This window comes from Paenibacillus aceti (assembly GCF_003614185.1).
Lineage (GTDB): Bacteria > Bacillota > Bacilli > Paenibacillales > Paenibacillaceae > Fontibacillus > Fontibacillus aceti.
Genome location: NZ_KZ987724.1, coordinates 4,599,778 through 4,620,823, shown reverse-complemented (window position 1 = coordinate 4,620,823; position 21,046 = coordinate 4,599,778). Strand labels below are relative to the sequence as shown.

The window sequence follows — 21,046 nt, the reverse complement described above, 5'->3', positions numbered from 1 at the left end:
ACCCTAAATACGTAGCAACTTCACCCTCTCTATAGTTGGAATTTAATAAAGTTGAACTGATTATTTTCCTAGGAGGAGTTAGATATGCCCAATTATGACTTTCATGAACTGCTGGAACCACTCGAATTTGAAAAGCTTGTTTGTGATATCGTTCAAGTAAGGGAAGGCTTATTTGTAGAAATGTACAAAGAAGGGCGCGATTCTGGAATTGACGGCTCTTATATATGCCATGGCAAGAGAACTGTTATCCAAGCAAAACGGTATAAACAAGATTTCACACAACTTTTTAAGAGCTTAAAAAACATTGAGCTACCTAAGGTGCGTAAATTAAAACCCGATCGATATATTTTGGGCGTTTCAATGGAATTTCAACCTAACGAGAAGGAACAGATTATAAATTTATTTGATGGGTTTATTACTAGCACTAATGATATTTTAAGCAAAACAGACATTAACAGACTACTAGAAGAACCTAAATACAAATGGATAGAATCAGTTCATCCAAAACTTTGGCAGCTAAGTATGAATGTACTTGAAAAATTCCTTAGAAGATCCATACACAGCTCACTATACATGGAATCTGATGAGGAGCTTAAAGAGGCATTAAAAGCATCTAATACATTTGCCCCTACTCAAATCTACCGTGAAGCGTTACAAAGATGGTGTCAAAACCATGTGATTGTAATTTCAGGAGAGCCAGGCGTTGGAAAAACAACAATAGCCTACCTTTTGGCACTGGCATACCTACAGCCAGACAATCTAGATGGTTTGGTATGGGGGAATTCTATTAGAGATGTTTATAGTATGTTAGAGGACGATAAAAAACAAGTTATTATACTAGATGATTTCTGGGGGAGTATTTTTCATAATGAAAGTACTCATAGAAATGATGAAAACCGTCTCAATAAACTCATTCAGAATATAGTAGACTCTAGAGGAAACAAACGCCTCATTTTAACAACAAGAGAATATATTCTTCGTCAAGGACTACAAAAACAACCTATGTTGAAGGATACGCTAGATCAATATGCTCTAATTTGTACAGTTGAAGGATACAGCAATGTTGAAAAAGCTAATATATTATTTGAGCACCTGTATGCATCCAATTTAAAATATGAATATGTTACTTATCTATTCCAAAACTGTAGTCAAATAATCAATCATGAAAACTATAACCCCCGTGTGCTTGCCCTTTACCTAAACAAAGCACTGGATAAAGAAACTACCCCTGAAGACTATTTTTTTGGTCTTTGTGATTATTTTGATAATCCCGGTGCATTCTGGGAGGATATTTTTTTGGATCTTTCTCAAGATGCACAGATTGTAGCCCTGCTTTTACTAATCTCTTCAACACCTATGTACTTAGAAGATATGAAGCGCTGCTATGCAAAATATATAGAAACTCGTACTAACCGGATGAAGATAAAAAAGCTAAGTGACAGTATATCCGAGCTTGAAAAAACAATGATTAAGTCTTTTTATAGTGATGAAGAAGACGAAGTTTTATTGAAGTTTAGTATGCCTTCCGTGCAAGATTTTCTATATTCACATATTGAAGAACATACTGATCAATTTATTCCCGAGCTTCTACAGTACTGTGGCTATTACAATCAAATTCAGTTCATATTTGAACACTTTTCCAAGGACTCCAGTAAAAAAGTCATTGAATTAATTGAGGAGCCATTCCTGTAATGAATTAATTTGAGGTTTGAATAAAAAGAGCGTCTCCTGTATGCTGGGTTCCGAATGGTCGACATTCATTCCCTAAGTTAGAAGGAGGACGCTCAATATGAAGTATAAACAATCTAAGAAACAGAATCAACGTATTGAACAAATTACCGAAAATACACTGGTTATCGGTGCAGACATCGCCAAAGAAACCCATGTAGCACGCGGGATCGATTTTCGTGGGATCGAATTGGGAAAAGATTGTGTATTTAAAAACGACCGTTCAGGTTTGTTAAAACTAGTATCGTGGATGAAGGAACTTCAACGGCAACATGCCAAGACTGACGTCATCTTCGGCATCGAACCAACCGGACACTACTGGTTTACCCTGGCTGAGTTTCTACAGCATGAGGGCATTAAACTAGTTATCGTAAACCCTCATCATGTTAGCAAGAGTAAAGAACTTGAAGACAATTCACCAACGAAAAACGACTACAAGGATGCCAAGGTTATTGCAGATCTCGTTCGTAACGGCCATTATTCGGAGCCCCGGCTTCCAAAGAGCGTTTATGCGGATTTACGCATCCTCATGAATCATCGAGAAAAGGTTATGTTAAACCTGGGTCAAGTCCAAAGACGGATTCAAAATTGGCTCGACCGGTTCTTTCCTGAATATCAAAACGTGTTTGCTGACTGGGAAGGAAAAGCCTCTCTCATCACGCTTGCAGAATTTCCTACCCCGCAAGAAATTGTAACACTTGGAGCTTTCACAGTTTTGAAACGGTGGAAACAAGAGGTTAAACGGGCGGTTGGCATGAAGCGAGCAGAGAAACTGGTTCAAGCAGCTCAGGACTCTATCGGCCTCACAGAGGGTTTAATGGCAGCCAAGATTGAATTGAAGAACTTGCTGGAGCAGCATACTTTGTTTACTCGGCAGATAGACGACATCATGAGACAGGTGGTAGAACTGCTTGAACAGATCCCTGGTTCGGAAGAAATGCTAACGGTTCCTGGGGTTGGAGTCGTAACATTGGCTGGATTTCTGGCCGAGGTAGGCGATCTCAAAGGATATAATCATAGTCAGCAGATTATACGGCTTGCGGGCTTTAATCTAAGGGAGAACAGTTCTGGGAAGAAGAAAGGGAAGTCCACGATTACCAAACGGGGACGGTCTCGACTTCGAGCTTTACTGTTCCGTGCGATGATGCCCATGGTGGCAAAAAATACAGAATTTAAAGCGCTGCATCACTATTACACGAAACGAGCCCAGAACCCGCTAAAGAAGAAACAATCTATTGTAGCCTTATGTGGAAAACTCATTCGAGTATTGCATACGTTGGGAACAAAACAGATACGCTACAATGCAAATGACGTATTGGGACCGGTACGCCAGTCTCAGCTACAGATGGTTGCTTAATTCAAACATTAACGATTCATCTTGCTTCACAGTGCTTAGACTTCAAACGCGACAAACAGAAGCACGGAGTAGCCGCAGATTTTTCATCATAAGGGCAACGACCCAGTAAAGGAGCAAGAAGCGGCATCCACCCCTTGAGAGGTAGAACGAAGGAATGTGAGGGCATAGACCCAGTGTGACATGGGAGGGTAAACCGTCGAGGGAATTGTGGATATCCAAGGTGCGATCATAGGTACCATCCACAGATTGGAAAATGTGTTCCAGGCTTTATTCCCGTCACCGGTTCCTCGAGAAAAATATGTCATAACAGCATGATATCCCCATCTCTTGAGAACATCGTGTTTGAGATTCTAAGAAAACGTGAGCAAATGAAAGAAAACATTAATTTATAGTGGGAGGAATGTATATTACATTACGAGGATTATCCTTATAGCTATCATACCGATCCTGATGACAGTTGGAATTGGGGCCCCGATTTATTAGATGATTTACCGAATAAGCAAGAAGAGCTCCATAGGTTCTTTCAATTGTTACGTTGTTGTGACCCTCATTTGCATCCTAAAATTTTTAACTTTTTAGAAAATGAAATTAAAACTTATTGTTTAACTATGGGGCATGGGAATCTTGAAGCGCAGTATATAGATCTTCATAACTTACCTAGCTTTATTGTTCTCTGTATCGAAAAAGGAATGGTTTTTGATGGTAAAGATATTCTATATAAATTTTATAATGAATCATTTAGTGTATATCATTATATTACTATGGAAAAGTTTCAGGAAGTATTTCCAGAAGAGTACTCCATTTACCATAAAACTTATTCTGAAAAGCTTAAAAAAGAAATAAAAAATATCTTATTGGCTGAAATAGAAATACTCGATGGTTTATGTATGGAGTATGAACTTGATATGCTAGTCGATAACATTCCAAAGATACTTCATCATTTTGGGCTCCGATACACATATCAATTTGGAGAGAAAGTAGCCTCTTTGTGTGGCCGAAAACCATTCTTAATAGAAAAAAAGAGTATGGCTAAACAAGATAACAGTATTTATAAAAATGAAAAAGAACAGTCTTTAGGGATTGTAAAAGAAGATGCAGAAAATTGGCTTTTCGGACCTAATGAGCTTGAGCTCGATGATGAGCAAATCTTAAAATTCATAACTAGGTCTAATCTTCCTACTCATCTAAAAAAAGAGTTAAAGGAAACGTTAACAAACAATCACTCACATTATGTTCATGACTATTTACAAACTCAAGAGTCAATTACATTGCTTCTTACAGCATTACAAGATCTTGAACAGCTCCCCAAACAGGAAAGTAGTCTATGCATGATTTTAATTCAACATATATTTCAACAAAACAGAAATTTGAAACATACTAGCCTTGTCGGCTTCTGTGCTGAAACCTATCAGTTATTCATGTATCGAGAAGAACCCGTGATACGTGCATCAGAGCTTTTATCGAGTGACATATATAATCACTATCTGAAAAACGATCCTGCCCTTTGTGAAGTTGTCTTTGATAATCTGATCCTTCAAGACACACAATGGGTTCGTTTTCTTCATATTCCTATTTACACGTTCTGTTATGCCTTTGTAACAAGTATAGAGTTCAGAAACGATGAAGGTTCCGAAGAATCCCTTCGACAATCTTGGAATGAAGTGTGGGGCAATAACTTTGACAAATTAAAACGCTTTATTAATAGCGATAAGGGAAGCGAGAGTAGTATCTATTATACTGACTATGGAACCTACTATTTTAAAAATTATGATTGGGAGGGCAGACTGTACAGAATGTATGAAGAATTAGACCCCTTTCAATTTAATCGATTCTATGTTGGTCCTAAAATTGAAGATTACCTTGATCGACTTGGCTATGAAAATGAAGAAAACAAAGTAATAAATTATCTTTCCCTCTGTAAATATCAATTTTTTTATGGGAATTCTGGAGCCCCCGATTCTTCAATTGCTTCTATTTCTGATGAACTATCAATGTTTGAGCATTTAGATATTACTAAAGATTGGGCTCCATATCCTAAACGAATAAGCAAAAAAAGACTTAAGGAACTGAAGGAAAACAAAGATATATGCACTGAATATAATGAGAATTGTTCAGTTCAAGTTTATAAAATTAAGGACATTAACTTACTAAAGGAGCTCGGAGCTTACGAAGAGTCGCTAAAGGTAATACAAGAATTGGAGAAGGTCCATGCTAGATTTTCGACAGGGGATTATTCATCGATTCTGTGATACTATTCAATAATAGGCTACTAAAAGTTTAGAATAATCTAGTTAATTATTAAGGAGGAGGTATCACCTCTCCTTAATAATTATATTAACTCAACTTTCGCAGCTTAATTTCGGCAGGTAGGCCTTGATGTAATTAGGCAAACCAGCGATCCATTGCTGGAGTTGTGTCTGGATGAGTATTGTGATCTTCTTACTGGCCTTCTTGGCGATATCCTCAAGCAATTCAATAAGTTGTGTTAAGGCGACTGCCCAATCTAGTTGACTTACTTCGTCGCACAGCAAATGAAATAAGCCGCCCAGCGTGCGGTTGTCAGTGCTTTGTCGGTGTTGCCATGCCAGCAAAATGTAACGTGAAAAGACAATCGTCGTATGACTAATCAGCAGGTCATAAGAACGGCCCTGAAACTCCTTTTGTAGACGCAGCAAGGATTTGGCGCACTTGAAAAACACTTCAATATCCCAACGAATTCCGTAAATCCGGATAATTTCTTCTTCGGGGATCGAGAGATCGGTGCATAGAATCGCAAGCCATTCCTTCTTCTTCGAGCGGTGGCGGACAAATACCATCATAACCGGAATCCCTGGGGATAACTCGGTACGGATGGAACGTAAGATTCCCTTGTTTTTTCCTTGGACAGGGGTTGCTCTAAAGTAAAGCTCTTGCAAAGTTAATCGGCTTCCGCCAACAAGATAACGCTTCTTGTCATCTTTAACCATGCCGATCACATCCAGACCGCGATCAAGTATCGATTGGATCAATGGGGCATGAGTGAACCAACTATCCATGAGGACGTATGAAGCCTGCACACCCGCTGAAAGCGCCCGATCAATCATCGCCGGAATGACTTCAGGAGCAGGAAGCAAAGCTTCAACTCGCCGCTTGTAGCCGGACGTACGCTTATCAATCTCTTGCATGATGCCGTTCACTTGAGACTTCATCGAAGCAAGCAAGGAGAAGTCCACCGGAATGAACGTATGGCCATCTGACCAACCTAGAGTAAGCATACGAAATCCCTTATAGTAGCACCCCGTTGCATGGTCTTTAAATCGGGAAAGCAGTTCAACCGCTTTGCTGCGATTGCGCTCGAACATGGAGTCGTCAACTACAAATACGGATACGCGATCTTCTCCCGTTAGCGGTTGAATTTTCTCAATTGTAGAGGAACTGAGCAACGACAGAAACCGCCGCCATGCATAGCCGCTGTGATTCAGGAAGCGATAGACCGCATCTTTGCCAGGAAAGGATGCACCTTTCTCGCTTTCCAGTAGACGAAACCAGTTCTTGTGGTGGAACAAAAGGACAAAGACAAGCTGGAATAAAAACGAACAGGTATAACCGAATTTCTTTTTAAAGCCCGCTGTTCTTAGGTGTTGCAGTACTTTTAGTTCTTTAAAGGCTGGTTTAATTTCATTTGGAAGTTGATTCTGCTGTACGTTTTGTTCTATCATGTAGAGGACACCTCTTCTGCGTGGTAGTGATTGCTTAGGACACTCTCACTTTACCAAACGAAGCGGTGTTTTTCTATTTTTACAACTTCCATATTGAATCGACATTCTACCCAGTAACACCATGTAATAAGGCTAGTTTTCGCTCTGCGAAAGTTGAGATATTAACTATAAACATCCTTTTTGAATTTTTCGTAATCGTATAGGTCGTCACAAAGAGTCCCTTACTCCTCCACTCGAATCTCCACCACAGATCCCGCCAAATCCACATGAGTATGATCCAGTTGTACTTTGACCTTGCCGACTCTTCGAGCTTCGCGCCATTTTCTCAGATCCTCTTCATTCTCTAGCCTAAGTTCTGCAATTTCATTGGCACGATCGAACATGTATTTGCTCGTATACAGACAGGTATAGATTCTCTGTCCACCCAAGGCAATAGGCTTATCCCGCCGTTCCCAACGTTCAATTGTAAATTTAACATATAGTTCATCTTCCGTACCCGGCCGGGCAGGTCTTTCTGTGATCTCACCCCTTCGAACAACTTTCCAATCCTGAACGCGGCCATACCAATGGATACCGGTATTTCCTGGCCCCTTAAAATTTTTACGCGATTGACACATCGCAATATATTCGATTTGGGTGAGTAGCTTATGATCGACGATATTCTTAAGCGGCATATGATAAAAACGTTGTGACAAAGCCACATCCAATTGGGAAGGCACTCTCAATGAGCCAACAAGGACGTTCTTACCCTCAAACTTGTTGGAATAGTATTCTTTTGTTCCACGAGGCCGAGTTGAGCGTTCATAGGCCTTCTCCGGGCTGTCTTGAATCATTTCATCAAGAAGCTGCTCCAAGAGACTCGTTGCATTCGGTAAGAGCGGGATAGCCCCAATGTTAACTAGCTGAATGCTTTTATAGAAAGGGTGTTCCTTAAATCTTGCCTCATCAGGATACGGAAACAGCACGTACGCCCCAAACATACTCCGCTCGTACTCCCCGTTACGATGATCCTGGTAAACAATCGCATCCCGATAACGATGCATCGTGTTAATATCCTCTTCCTCTGGGCCTGGCTGCTTGTACCTATTCCAATATGGACTTCCCTCATAAGCTGGATTCAGTCGATATTTTGCATCGAAGATATATTTATACTCAATCGATGAATCATTCTTCTTTAAGGTGAGTACGTTATCAGGCCTTTGAGCCAAAGTAGAACCGCTATCTTCCTCGGGCAAAGAATTGTAGTAAAGAGTAAACACTTCACCATTCCTCGGATTCCGATAGACCATCCTAGCCTTTTGCCCTCGTTTCAACGTAACGAAAAGCCCATTCCGGTTTACCTTAATCAAATCTTGACTGACCAGCTCATATTTACGCTGAATTAACTGGTGGATTTTCAGAAAGCACCAATATTCATATAGCTGTGCCAGGTCCTTCATCGATAACCTGAACAAATCTCCTTGAATCGAAAGGCCCTTCATCAGTAAGAGATAAATCCGATATACTTCCCGATAACCTGGGGCCATTTGTAACACAAGAGTCAAGGAAACCTGCTTCATGTCACCCACATCTAAAAAATCTTGCTTCAACAGCCGCTGTAACTGCGAACCCATTATGTCGATTCTCTTAAGCAGCACGGGATCCGGGTTGTCCTTCTTTGCTACATGAGCTCTGAGCTCCTTCAATTTCGAGGAAATGCGTAGCAATGTCCAGCGAATAAACCGATTTTCGGCCGTATCGAAGTCCATATATCGCCTTGTTTCAAGCACATGGGTAGGGTGCGGGTGTCCCTGAATAAAAAGCTCTGGCCTTTTGCGTAAAAACGCTATATTCTCCTTCCCCACCCTTCTTGCTCTCGATGCTTCCACGACATGAGATTCTCGTCTCATTTTGGAATGAGGTGCTTTTCTAATGCGATCCACGCCTTGGATCAACTGTTGAAAAACCTGCTGTAATATCGTAAAGAATTCAGTAATACTCTGATATCTGGTCTCCCTTAACCCCGTTAGATGAAATGTCCTACGAAGAAAATCAAAAGAAAGATTATAGATCTGTTCATTGACCTCACGTAGAATCACTTCGTAATCGCGCTTGTAATCCATTTTTGAGGGAAACACTTCGAGTTGTAGTTTGAAAATATCCTCACCTTGTAGGCGAAGCTCAAGCTCCGAGAAACCTACTTCGTTTTGGAAGTTAAGCACACCGGACAATAAACTATCATTCAAGGGTTGTATAGCCTGCCTAAGGTGAATATTCTCATGAAAGAAGACAATCGGTAGATCCTGCTTCTTTTCAATAACTAGCTCATAGGTTTGCGTTTCAAAAAATAAAGGCTCTGCTTGGTCACCATGATCCCACGCTTGAAGGCCTAACGTCTGCCGAGAAAAAACTTGAACCGAACTGAATTCCACCTTTGAAGAGGGAACCTCAACATGAAAGTGAGCATCGGACCAAACCTCCCCCTCCTGACGATGAAGCTGTAAAGTTTCGACGGTCGGATGAAATGGTTTCCCTTTAATATATAAATTAAATAGATTAGTTTCTATTTGTAGAAGCTTAACCGGTGCATCACGATAACCAGTAAGAGGTGAATCCATCTTCTTCTAGCCTCCGCAACATAGAAATGATTTTCTTTGTACTTTGAGGATACTTCGCCTGATTAATCATTTCATTGAGCTTGCGTTCCTCAAACAACAAATCTCCATTTTCTAAATAGTCATTGATGACGAAAGAAGAACCTACACACTCCCTCATCAATTTCAAAAGAGCCCTTCTTATTGAAGCGCTGCTCCCCTGAATTCTTGGAAGTATCTTCTGAAGTATTTGACGATCCAACGCCTCTTCCTCAGAAAACAACCCGAACCGCTGACTATACAGCATATAGAAACATACGGCGTCTCGAATCCGGAAACCTACATGTGCATGGATTTCTTCTAAGATGTTATTGATTCGCACTAGCTCACCAGTCGTCTTGGTAATAAGCGCTTTTGAATCGGTTCCGTAAGCATCCACAAGTTGCAAATAGTTACTCCGCAAGAACTGATTATGAGTAGACTCTGGACTTAGCTTATTCACTGTTTTATCCTCAGGAAATTGAGATAGATAGACGTCATTGAACTCTATCGTATTCGCCCGGTCGAGTACCTTTTTACTAAAAGGATGTGTTGTCTCATCCATATTAACCGTACCGATCAAATACACATTTTCTGAAATCGATAAATTTCCGTACACCTCTCGATCCTCATCCTGCACGAGTGATTTATCGTGAATGATTGGCGCGGTGACTATGCGATCATTCTGCCATTCTTGCGTTTCAAGTATGCTCAACACATCACTGAAATAATGCTCTACTCTAGCAAGGTTCATCTCATCAAGGCATATGAAATAAGGCTTACCAGGGTTTCGAGATGCCTCCAGTAGCACCTCAACTAACCGTCCCGGACGAAACTTGCCCGACAAATCGCTATAGCCTATCAGATCTGAGGGATCGCTCCAGTCCGGACGAACAGGTATTAGCGTAAACTGTCCATTCTGTGAAGTGGCCCCCATGGCCTCAGCAAATAGTTTGATTAGCTTGGTTTTCCCCGTTCCTGAAACGCCAGCCAGAATGACGAAGGGTTTTGTCTTAAGTGAAAGGTAAAAGTTCTCAATGAGGTGTGGTGGATAATAAAAACCCTGCTGTTGAATATAAGCTTTGATTTTACTCAAAACCGTTGCTACTCCCCCATCCTCTATCGTTTTCATAGGCTCCACCTCATCCAAATCCTCATTATCCTCAATCTCAAAACGTGTAAATTCAGGCCAGGCTACATCTGGTGAATGACTTTGAATAATGTTTAGTCCCTCGATTGAAAAGCGGAATAAGTATCCTTGTTTCACCCCTCCGCCTGAATGAATAGGGCCTTGAGTAATATTTAATCCTAGAATCTCTTGAGAAAAACTATTTAAGGGGATATTAGGCTCAATCGCGAAGTACTCCGCACGAATTAGTCTCCCCTGCTCGTCCCATATCGAATCTGACATAGAGCTAGGCTTTTTAGCATTTACTGAATCTTCAATAGCTCTGCTTACATAACGCAATGATCCATTTGCATAATGTAAAATAATATCCCCTTTTCTCACTTCATCCATTGTATCCCAGTGGTATTGTGAGCGACCACCTTTACCAGACAAAGGGGCCCATAGTATCCCCTCTTTAAGTTCCTCATTAAGAGTTGAACCTTGATTGACCCACCAAATGTTTGGCATTGTTAGGCCATTCACAGGTATCAATTTCATTTGATAAATGAAGGGCCTATCTGTGGAGTAAAACTCTATATATTCGGCCAATTCATTTGGAACGTTCACTTGCTTCTTATTCCCCGGATCCGTTGGTTTCCGTTCTAATATGTATTTATAACTAGATTTAAAAACAGACACCATTAACTCTTTTATTTCATTAGAGTGAAACCGTAATTGTAATGTCTCCCTACCTGCACTTGATTGATCAACATTTCTTAGTGAAGCACTGTAATGCTTATCATTATAAATTAGAGTAACTTGTTTACCGCTGCCTTTTGTAATCTCTTCTCCATTATTAGTTTGGGAAAAATACACTCTGAAGTCATTTGGTATCGTAGACCCATACTCAAAAATAGACCAATCTACTTTCTTCCTACCAATCAAATCAGGGATTGAATCATCATGCATCCAACTTCTTATCTGAGTAATCATGTTGACCCTCGTTTCTAAATATGTTAGGAAATTTTATTATAAAGCGTATTCGCACTGATACGGACATAATTACAACGGTAGAATTCTACCAAATAAACTCTTTTTGTCCCAACGGATGTACCATGGTTAAGCCACCCTTAAAAGTGAAAAGGTCTCCTGAGGCAAAATCCGATATTCGTTCCCCTTTGCGCTCAATATGAGGATATATAGGTAACCTGCCTTATTTAGTTACTTCCACGACATCCGGCATATTCCTTCAAAAGCATCAGCTCCAGTCACTTTTCCACGACAAACAGGGCTTGGTACCCCAAGCCCTTAAATTACGGGTTTTCTTCACCCCAAATTACATCAACCTTGACTGTACCAGCCATTTTAGCAAGACATGCTAAATCTGAAGACCACCAACCAACAACGAGTTATTTGCCCGTTTACCATTACTCTTATTCTGGACCTAGATTCTAACATAAAAGTATCGGAAAGAAATACGCATAAGCTAATTTAAAAACTATCATCCGATTCTGGCTTTTAGGGACAGTAACGCCAACAGAATTGCTGTGTCAGTTACATACTTTCGAGGCATAGACTCTCAGATTCAAGATAATTATTCTTCTTTTAAAGATTTAAGATAATCTATCATGTCAGTCGAAGGAACTGCTTTGAGATGCCAATAATCCTCTTTTCTATCCTCCTTACTTCCATAAGATATTTTTAAATAAACATCCTGGTAGATATTCTCGATTTCCCTACCTACTGTATCATTATTTATAACGTAACCTCTGAATAAACTTAAGCCATATGGTTCCTTATTGGGAAATAAATTGGTTTCATTATCATTTAAAGTATTCGTTGTAGTCAAATCATCAGTTAAAAAATAATTAATCATATCAGGATTCAACGTAAATGATTGAATTACATTAGTTAATTCCGTTGTGTATTTATCCATTAAAACTTCATAAATTAATCTATTGGCATCTTGTTCATGGCTAATAGTAACTGTTGCTGACAAATGATAGTTTATTGGTAAAGTTTCTTTAAAAGACTCTTTTTTTGAAAAAAGAGTCTTTTCTAAATCTACTTTTTCAGAAAATTTAGTATATGTATCGGTTCGTTTTACCTCTTCAGCAGGATTTATTTCATTATTTTCAAAAACTGAATTATTTGAATTGATTTTATTTGAATTAGAGTCTTTATTACATCCAAGAATTGATCCAAGAATTAGAAAACCCAGAAAAATAACAAATAAATTATGTTTATAGTTCATTTAGGAAGCCCCCGAGTTGCATATAATTTGTATTAATCTTGCTATTGTAAATCTTACTTAGTTTATTAAATATCCTTTTAATTGTGTTTGGAAGGTCCGGGAATGTTTTTAATTAAAACCCAGAGAATCAAAATTGATTCTCTGGGAAGATAAAATTAATTATACCATTCCTCAGTTGTATATTTTTTACCCTGAATATAATTTTTTGAAGCCTGATCTTGGATATAAGTATTATCGTCATAGTGAGGCGCTTTCTCAACTCTTGCTGCACTATACCCTTTATCAGGAGTAAAGTCTTTTGTTCCCTGTCTTTGAACTTTGTCTTTATTCCAATATAGAGCATAATAATATTTGTAAGTATTTCTATTAGTGCTTTCAAACAATGTATTCCAAACGTTATTATACCAAACCTGCCCTTGTTTTGTTGGATACGTATATCCAACCATTGTTTTCGCCGTTGCCATTTTAGAAACCTCTATATTATCCACAAGTAAATCAACTACATTATAAACGACTATTCCAACTGTACCTTTCACAAAGTTTCCGATAATCCACATAGCATTATTCTTAATAGTGTCAAAAATACCTGATGAAGTATCCTGAACTGCTAACTCAGCATACGATCCGTATGTAACAAGATTTACTCTTGTAGCACCTACTCCGGGATCTATCCCAAAAGGCACTGCACTATTGGAATCTCTTGTAACGGACAAAATATCAATGATATCGTTTTCAACAGTGAAATTGGTTGCTTTTGCTTTTTGTAAATCATTTACTACCTCTTGATCATAATTATTAGGACTGTTTGCAAATGCACTGATCGACATAGACAAGGAAAGAACAAAAGTTAGCAAAATAGAAAAAAATTTACTTTTCATATTATCCTCCTAATAACTTGATATATTGAAAGCTGGCCAGCTTTACAATTAACACTAAAGGGTATGTCCAATATTTTACTTTATATTACACATTTTGTAACTAGTCCAAAATTACCATTTTTCACCTTTTAATATATTATTTATTTTATATCTTTTAACTAAATTATATTTAAAATCTATGAATCGTTTGAATTTTACTAACTAATATGGTGGTGGGGTATATAAAAAGTCAATTTTTGACTGCCTACTTTTTTGTAATTCTCTCAAGACAAATAGAGCTTCCGAGCAGATGCCCGCCACCTTCAGTAGATTGTGGGCCAAAGCCACAATCCCAAACTCAGTGTGAACCTTCTCTAGCCCTCGCAAGAAGAACCGACGAAACTAGCGATTGCCCTTGATGTGACCAAATACGTCTTTCTACCTCGACTTTACGCCGAGCATAGACCGCGGATTTCTCGTCACCTTCAAGAGCTTTTTTGGCCTTTTTCCCAGATCGTATTCCAGTGTACCTGGCGGTTCCCCTTCGCTGACTGTATTACCCCCTCTTCAACTGAATCCTGTAATTCGACACCCTACTCCTCACCCCAATACCCCTTCAATTTATCCAACTTAAAATCTTCCTCTATTTTATGCCTTTGAACCTTATTAATATTACAATTTATGATCGAAAGGTCATTATTATCGTATATATAGTACGATATTCCCCCTTGGACTTTTATGAGTGTACTAACCTTATCAAGGCTGTGATTTCTTTACTTCAACGTCATTGAATTAATTTATCTCAAAATATCTTTCATTCACTACCGGCTCATCAGGGTACGCAATCCAAATCTTATTCTCGGGATGGATTTGTACTAACTTTGCGCGGTTTCCTTTTACCTTGGCCTCGTTAACGGATTCATTTGTAGTCAGCAGCACCGTTATATAAAATGGAACATTATATTCATTGGTGAAGATGTAACCACCTTTTTCTATATCAATGGGGGTTGTTCTGCCTTTCCATTCCCAATTATCCTTCTGCGCATCAATAAAACCAACAAAAAGCCATCCTCCCCATTCGTAGAATACAAGAAGATGATTCTGCTTTAACTCATAATGCCAGATCTCGTCAATTTCAACATTGTGTTTTGCCATCAGCTGTCTCGTCTTTTCTTCCCATGTCATTTCTTTTGGTGAACAGGCTACAACCATCATAGTGATCAATATGAAACCAACGCATATGGCTAAGATTCTACGCATATCCTTACCTCCACTTGGAATTATCCCCTATAATCCATGTTATGTAATAGGGATTTGTCGTTCTATCCTATTTATTTCCATACAACACTCAATATTCCTCCAAAACTCGCTTTTCCACCTATTTAAGACAAAAAGGCTTGGTTTCCCAAGCCTTCACACAGTAGTGTTAGTTCCCCGAAAGATATTTCAGTAATATAGTAATCATCCATTGAGATTATCCAAATTTATTCCATAATCATTTTTATATTGTTCGAGTAAATGATTCTGGAATTTTTCGAAGTCATGGATATCAGAGATCTCTTTTTCGGTAATTAATTTATTATATAACTTATCAATATAAAGCACGTTCTCATATTCTTTAAATACTAAATCACTTTTCCAAAAATCTTCTTCAGAAAGTCCAGTTATATTGATCCTTTGGTTCATTATTTCCTTAATAAGAGCTTGGTTTTGTTCATCTAAATCATCTCTATGAAGCATATTCTTTTCTCTATTTATGACTTTTTCAACTTCATCCTTGCCAACCGTAATACCTGAATTTTTTGCCTGTTTTACTGAAAGTCTCTTCTTCAACATTTCATCTATTAATTCCTGGTCAGAGGGAATAGAGTTTGTTTTATTTGATGGATTGTCTAATGTTTCGTTTAATTGGTATATAAGTTTTATATTTACTTTGTAGAATTGAAATTCGGCTTTACTTATTTGAATGTCACCTGCCGTAACAACATAGTTGTCCTTGCTTATAGAATTTGTCTGACCTTTTAACTCACTAAAAGCATTTTCAATTAGCTTATTTGGTTCATCCGAGACTGAATCCTTCTTTGTAGCTAATGCATATAAAGATGAACTTATCGCTATGAATAATACTATAAAAGTTATTATCATTATTTTCTTATTAGCCATTGGATTTCCTCCTCTTATAAAAAATCACTCCTTATTGTTATAATACACTAATTTAGGGATCTTTTGGACTCTAGTCTCCTCGCCCCAAACGGATCTTCGATGATCCCGTACGCCTTGCTGAACACATTGCTAGCTAAAGGAACAATAACCCTCACTCGATCATCAGAAGTTAAGCTTTCATAAAAGTTCTCGATTTCCTCCAAGTCCGCACTTTGAATGCACAGGGAGGTGTTATTACCGACAGTGCTGCAATTTGAGATGTATCAGCATCATCATGTGAGTCGCTATTTGGACCGGATTCTGATGAGCATTCTAAATGAGAGCCCCTGCAGGATTCACTATTCAAAAAATAGTCAGGATACGAGCTACGAGGTGCAATTCTTTAAAATCTCAGCCAGGTTCGGCCAATGGTATGCTACTGGAATCGAGCTAAGTACGAATAAGTACCGGGTGTTCAGATGTGACCGGATTACCTCAGTTGTGGAAGAGGACGCACAATCCCGCTCACATAAGTTACATCACCTATAACCTAATCAATTCTATATAACAGCCATTTATTATTAGAGAAAACATAAATTAAATTAAGATTTTCTTCTGTTCCTTGAAGGGATACCATGTGAATGGTGACGATCTTAACGTTGTTTTCATTTAAGTCATACTCTTCAGAGACTGCAGTTACGCGTTCATTATTTAATTCCAATTTATTTATGGATCTAATATTCATGGTCAATTCATAAAAGGATGTAGCATTTCCTTTCTCCGCCTTAGGATGAATTAACTTCTCAATATTTTCTTTGTTATTAGCCTTCGCTTCTTTCAATTGTTTCTTAACAGCGTCCAATAATGCTCCTTTAACACCATCCACTTTCAAATCCTTGATGTCTAATTCACCTACACGAGATTGTTCTTGATTAGAATCGTCCTCTTCGGTTGCTTCAATTGGTTCACTTCTATGATCTTTTGATTGGGTCGAATCATTTGTTTGATTAACTTGATATTTTTGATCTGTAATTTCATTTATGGAGGAACTATTCTGGTAACTACATCCTGCAGTAAATATAATTAATAACAAACAATATAGTTGTCTCACTTTATTCTTCTCCTTAATAAGACTTTAATTTAGGTCAAGCCTTAACTATCGCTACCCTTTCATAAGGAGGTATCAAAAATAAAACTTTTAATTTCCTTTTAGTCGTAGGATTTTTATTATTTGTTCTTGCTGCAATAGAGAGCAACAACGACAGAATGTGAACCCAATTAGAAATTGTTTAAGTGCTAAATAAAATGATGAGGAAATATCTGGAGTAAATTAAAATAACGTATTGATCTGATCCAACTTTTTATGATGGTCCTTCTGAGTACATTTCTGATATGGAAGTAGGCGTTACAGAAGAATCATACCATACTAATTCTAATATGGCCTATTTCTGACAAGTACACCCTTTAGAATGAACATGAAATAAACCTCAGGTTTATCTGATGAAAATTCTGGGGGTGCATTTTATGCTAGCTAAGAAAGATCAGAAGTTTACCGATTGAGTATCGGAGCCAGTTTGCAGCTTTTTGTACTTCATCCTGTCAGAATAGATTGCTGACTTTTACCCCTCACCCCAACCTCTCATCCACCATCAACTGCACCTGCACCCCAAACGGATCTTCGATAATCCCGTACGCTTTGCTGAAAATATTGCTAGCTAACGGAACAATGACCCGCACCCGATCATCTGAAGTTAAGCTTTCATAGAACTTCTCAATTTCCTCTAAGTCCGCACTTTGAATGCACAGGGAGGTGTTGTTGCCGACGGTGTATTTTTCACGGGGGTCTATGGTGTCTTCGGCGATCATGATTTTGGTCTTTCCGATTCTTAATACCGAATGAGTGATGTGATGCTTATTCTCCTCTGTAAGTGGGAACGATGGGTCGCGTTGGGCCATGTCTTCGTAAGTGACGAGCAGTAGTTGCTCGGCGTTGAGGTGTTTCTTGTAAAACTCGATGGCCTCTTGGGCTCTTCCGTTCATGGATAAGAATATGGCTACTTCTAGTGTTGCGCTCATGGGATCGATCTCCTTTAAAGTTTGATATTGGATCTTGAATTCATAATAATACATATAGGTAGCAGAACATGACACCTTTAAGCAAGGAGATTATGAATGAAGAAATCGGAAAGATTGAACGACATGATCCGGTACTTGAACGGCCGGGAGTTCTTTAATTTACAAGACTTGATGGACAAATATCATATATCCAAAAGCACGGCGCTGCGGGATATCAGCTCATTAGAGCAATTGGGCATGCCGATTTATTCGGAGCATGGAAGACATGGACGGTATGGAATCCTTCAGAACCGATTGCTGTCTCCTATTATTTTCACGATGGATGAAGTGTATGCTCTGTATTTTGCCATGGTGACGCTGGAGGCTTATCAATCGACGCCCTTCCATCTCAGCGTGAATCAACTGAATGAGAAGTTTGAGCACTGTCTATCTGACGGGCAGATCGAGCAGATTCGCAAGATGAAGCAGGTGCTGCAATTTGAGATGTATCAGCATCATCATGTGAGTCGTTATTTGGACCAGATTCTGATGAGCATTCTTCATGAGAGCCCCTGTAGGATTCAATATTTGAAAAATAGTCAGGAAACAATCTACGAGGTGCAATTCTTCAAAATCTCAGCCAGGTTCGGTCAATGGTATGCCACTGGAATCGAGCTAAGTACGAATAAATACCGGGTGTTCAGATGTGACCGGATCACTTCCATTGTGGAAGCAGACGCGCAAACCCGCTTTTCTATAGATGAGCTTGTGAGTCGTTCCATGGAGATGTATCAATCTAAGAATAAGAATAGTATTCACTTCGAGGTGGAGATCTCTGAGCAAGCCGAGGATCTTTTCTATAAGGAGCATTATCCTTCCATGCAACTAGAAACTGGGGATAAGACTGTCATTAAGGGGTTCTACAATCCGGGTGATGAGGAATTTATTGCGGATTATTTCATGAGGTTTGACGAGGAGGTTGTATCCGTGGAGCCAGAGTCACTGCGACAATTGATCCAGACCCGGGTGGAGAAGCTGCTCAAGCATTATCAAAAGTTATAAAATAGTATGCAAGGTACCCACAGCGTAAAAAACGTCAAAAAAGAGGGATCTGGCAAACCATACTTCTTTATTTCGATAGATGCAGAACGGCTTCCAAAAAAGAGAATAATTAGTATAATCAATCATAGTACAATATGAAAGGGTGACTAAGTATCGGATTCGATAAAAACAGTGTAAAATCATACAGTCGTGCAGCCCCAAAGGACAGGCCAACAGCAAGTGACTCCTTCATTATGGCACAATTATCTGAAACCCTCCAAGAAACAGAAATGCTAGTTAAAACATTTCGACTTGGTGAAAGTATCTCCTTTCTACTTTGGAATGATCTGCTTAATAAGCATACACTTAATGGTGACGATTACGATACATATCATTTAAAGAACTCACATGGAAAACCAATTCGGTACGCAAGAGGTAGAAAGGTAATGATCAATTTTGGATATGGTATCGATCGAGAATTGTTCCAGCCTCATCCAGCTATTGTACTTAAAGATTTTCAGGAACTGATCGTAGTCGTACCTACTACATCCGATGATGGTTCTGAATTTAACGACGAAGTTAAAAAGGCCATTATTCAAGTTCCAAGCGATCGTGGTTGGTTCCCCAGTCGACCACCGATATTTCCTAGAGATACGATCATCAATCTCCATCAGGTCAGAGTTGTTTCAAAAAACAGAGTAACGTCTGACTTGCGATGTAGTGTTAGAGACTATGTCGTTCCACCCCAAGTTATTGATAAACTCAATAAATATTTTCCGTACCCGGTATTGAAACATAGTGATCATTTACTAAGAACAATAGAAATGAAACTGGCACACCTTCACTCACCCGATTCACTTTACGAAATCAAACGACTACAAGATGAAATTAGTAGGTTGAATTCACAAATTGCTGATCTCAATGAAGAGTTAGCATATAAACAGGCGGCCGTTGGTGAAGCTGTTGACACACCAAAGAATGATTGATATCATCTAATTGAAGATATTTCTATATTCCCCGCCAACCCTGTTGGTTGTGGTGATTAACTGAACGTGTCGTAAATAATTACAAGCGTACGCCATTACCGGAAGGTAATTGTGCAGATTCTAAAGAGTCCCTATTTGGGGCTCTTTTTCTAAGTTTTAGCTATAATTTCTTTACTTCTTTAACAATACCCTAGCCGCAACATAAGTTATGCAAATGCATTATTTAAACAAGACCATCTCCTTCGGAGATGGTCTTTGTCGTTCATAGTAATGCTTTCACCCGGTAGCAAGACAATGGGAAAATGCCGATGACATGGAACCCGGGACAACCAAGCCGCTTCCCTTACTTCGAAATATCCAAAAATCCCTCTCCAAACACGTCCCGCACGTCATGGATGGTGAGAAAAGCAGCTGTATCGATGGATTTGACGATCTTCTTCAGCGTGGATACTTCTTGCTTACTAATGACGATATACAGGACTTCCTTCGGGTTCTTCGTATAGTACCCATGGCCCGACAGTACGGTAACTCCGCGGTCCATCTCGGTAATGACCTTCTCGGCGATGTCGTTCTGCTTCTCTGAGATGATCATCACTGCCTTTTTGGGATTCAGCCCTTCAATAATGAAGTCCATGACCTTGGTGCCTACATACAAAGCGACGATGGTCAGCATCAGCTTCTCTGGACCGATAATGAAATAGGAGGAGAAGGCCACGATTAAGTCGAAAAACAACAGCGCATAGCTGACATTCCAGTCGAAATATTTGTTAGCAATCCGTGCTAAAATCACGGTTCCCGCCGTTGTCCCCCCGACCCGTACGATCAGGCCGATCCCGCTCCCCACCAATACACCGGCGAATACGGCATTAATGGTCAGCTCGTGCGAGGCGATCGTCCAGCCTTCCGTTAAATGCAGGAATAGCGAATTAAGGGCGACTGCTATCACCGTATAAATAGTCGTCTGCCGATCCAGGAATTTATAGCCGACAATCAGCAGCAAGCCATTAATTATTAAGTTTACTATTGAGGGTGACCACTGGAACAAGTAATACAGTATAATGGTGACCCCTGTAACGCCTCCCTCACCGAACTCGTTCGGGATGACAAACAGGTTGACGGCCAACGCAAATAAGAAGGCACCCACAGTCATAATAGCAATATCTGCAATCCTTTTTTTCATAACTACTCTGATCCTCTCTCCCACATTT

16 protein-coding genes and 1 pseudogene are annotated in these 21,046 nt (G+C 39.2%); 6 read left to right on the top strand and 11 right to left on the bottom strand.

The genetic code is table 11. The annotated features are described in order from the left end of the window. Positions 1 to 84 precede the first annotated feature (84 nt). The 3 genes from BFJ94_RS20795 (at position 85) to BFJ94_RS20785 (ending at position 5,334) form a co-directional block, all read left to right on the top strand. Positions 85 to 1,692, top strand: coding sequence for an nSTAND3 domain-containing NTPase (locus tag BFJ94_RS20795; protein ID WP_229717141.1), 1,608 nt, complete (start codon positions 85 to 87; stop codon positions 1,690 to 1,692). A 97-nt stretch (positions 1,693 to 1,789) separates the two neighbouring features. Then, positions 1,790 to 3,085 (top strand): IS110 family RNA-guided transposase, encoded by a 1,296-nt coding sequence (locus BFJ94_RS20790; protein WP_120460554.1) that lies wholly within the window; start codon positions 1,790 to 1,792, stop codon positions 3,083 to 3,085. A 551-nt stretch (positions 3,086 to 3,636) separates the two neighbouring features. Continuing rightward, positions 3,637 to 5,334: a hypothetical protein gene (locus BFJ94_RS20785; RefSeq protein WP_188831539.1), complete on the top strand. Its 1,698-nt coding sequence runs from the start codon at positions 3,637 to 3,639 to the stop codon at positions 5,332 to 5,334. Positions 5,335 to 5,424: 90 nt separating this feature from the next. Here BFJ94_RS20785 and BFJ94_RS20780 read toward each other — a convergent pair whose 3' ends face one another. The 8 genes and pseudogenes from BFJ94_RS20780 to BFJ94_RS25950 all read right to left on the bottom strand — a co-directional run. Next, positions 5,425 to 6,783, bottom strand: a complete 1,359-nt coding sequence (locus BFJ94_RS20780; RefSeq protein WP_120460909.1) for an IS4 family transposase — start codon at positions 6,781 to 6,783, stop codon at positions 5,425 to 5,427. A 221-nt stretch (positions 6,784 to 7,004) separates the two neighbouring features. Continuing rightward, positions 7,005 to 9,380: a DUF2357 domain-containing protein gene (locus tag BFJ94_RS20775; protein ID WP_120464346.1), complete on the bottom strand. Its 2,376-nt coding sequence runs from the start codon at positions 9,378 to 9,380 to the stop codon at positions 7,005 to 7,007. Continuing rightward, positions 9,352 to 11,496, bottom strand: coding sequence for an McrB family protein (locus BFJ94_RS20770; protein ID WP_120464345.1), 2,145 nt, complete (start codon positions 11,494 to 11,496; stop codon positions 9,352 to 9,354). Before BFJ94_RS20770 ends, BFJ94_RS20775 begins: the two co-directional genes overlap by 29 nt. 601 nt (positions 11,497 to 12,097) lie before the next feature. Beyond that, positions 12,098 to 12,757, bottom strand: coding sequence for a hypothetical protein (locus tag BFJ94_RS20765; protein ID WP_120464344.1), 660 nt, complete (start codon positions 12,755 to 12,757; stop codon positions 12,098 to 12,100). Positions 12,758 to 12,912: 155 nt separating this feature from the next. Next, positions 12,913 to 13,635, bottom strand: a complete 723-nt coding sequence (locus BFJ94_RS20760; RefSeq protein ID WP_120464343.1) for a hypothetical protein — start codon at positions 13,633 to 13,635, stop codon at positions 12,913 to 12,915. A gap of 771 nt (positions 13,636 to 14,406) precedes the next feature. Further along, positions 14,407 to 14,874, bottom strand: a complete 468-nt coding sequence (locus tag BFJ94_RS20755; protein WP_120464342.1) for a hypothetical protein — start codon at positions 14,872 to 14,874, stop codon at positions 14,407 to 14,409. Between the two features lie 201 nt (positions 14,875 to 15,075). Then, a complete protein-coding gene (locus BFJ94_RS20750; protein WP_120464341.1) occupies positions 15,076 to 15,777 on the bottom strand; it encodes a hypothetical protein in 702 nt (233 codons plus the stop codon). A 47-nt stretch (positions 15,778 to 15,824) separates the two neighbouring features. Next, a pseudogene (locus BFJ94_RS25950) lies at positions 15,825 to 16,022 on the bottom strand (VOC family protein); the annotation flags it as partial. Between the two features lies 1 nt (position 16,023). On the opposite strand from BFJ94_RS25950, the gene BFJ94_RS20740 reads away from it, so the two are divergent. Continuing rightward, entirely contained in the window at positions 16,024 to 16,305 is a 282-nt protein-coding gene (locus BFJ94_RS20740) for a WYL domain-containing protein (protein ID WP_240431937.1), read from the top strand. Position 16,306: 1 nt separating this feature from the next. Here BFJ94_RS20740 and BFJ94_RS20735 read toward each other — a convergent pair whose 3' ends face one another. Next, entirely contained in the window at positions 16,307 to 16,867 is a 561-nt protein-coding gene (locus BFJ94_RS20735; protein WP_120464339.1) for a hypothetical protein, read from the bottom strand. Between the two features lie 515 nt (positions 16,868 to 17,382). Further along, the gene (locus tag BFJ94_RS20730; RefSeq protein ID WP_120464338.1) at positions 17,383 to 17,832 is read right to left on the bottom strand and encodes a VOC family protein; all 450 of its coding nucleotides are present in this window, start codon (positions 17,830 to 17,832) and stop codon (positions 17,383 to 17,385) included. Between the two features lie 96 nt (positions 17,833 to 17,928). Here BFJ94_RS20730 and BFJ94_RS20725 point away from each other — a divergent pair, with 96 nt between their 5' ends. Together BFJ94_RS20725 and BFJ94_RS20720 are read left to right on the top strand one after the other, a co-directional pair. Next, a complete protein-coding gene (locus tag BFJ94_RS20725; RefSeq protein WP_120464337.1) occupies positions 17,929 to 18,873 on the top strand; it encodes a helix-turn-helix transcriptional regulator in 945 nt (314 codons plus the stop codon). A gap of 233 nt (positions 18,874 to 19,106) precedes the next feature. Then, a complete protein-coding gene (locus tag BFJ94_RS20720) occupies positions 19,107 to 19,838 on the top strand; it encodes a type II toxin-antitoxin system PemK/MazF family toxin (protein WP_120464336.1) in 732 nt (243 codons plus the stop codon). Between the two features lie 343 nt (positions 19,839 to 20,181). Here BFJ94_RS20720 and BFJ94_RS20715 read toward each other — a convergent pair whose 3' ends face one another. Next, entirely contained in the window at positions 20,182 to 21,018 is an 837-nt protein-coding gene (locus BFJ94_RS20715; RefSeq protein WP_120464335.1) for a YitT family protein, read from the bottom strand. Positions 21,019 to 21,046 lie beyond the last annotated feature (28 nt).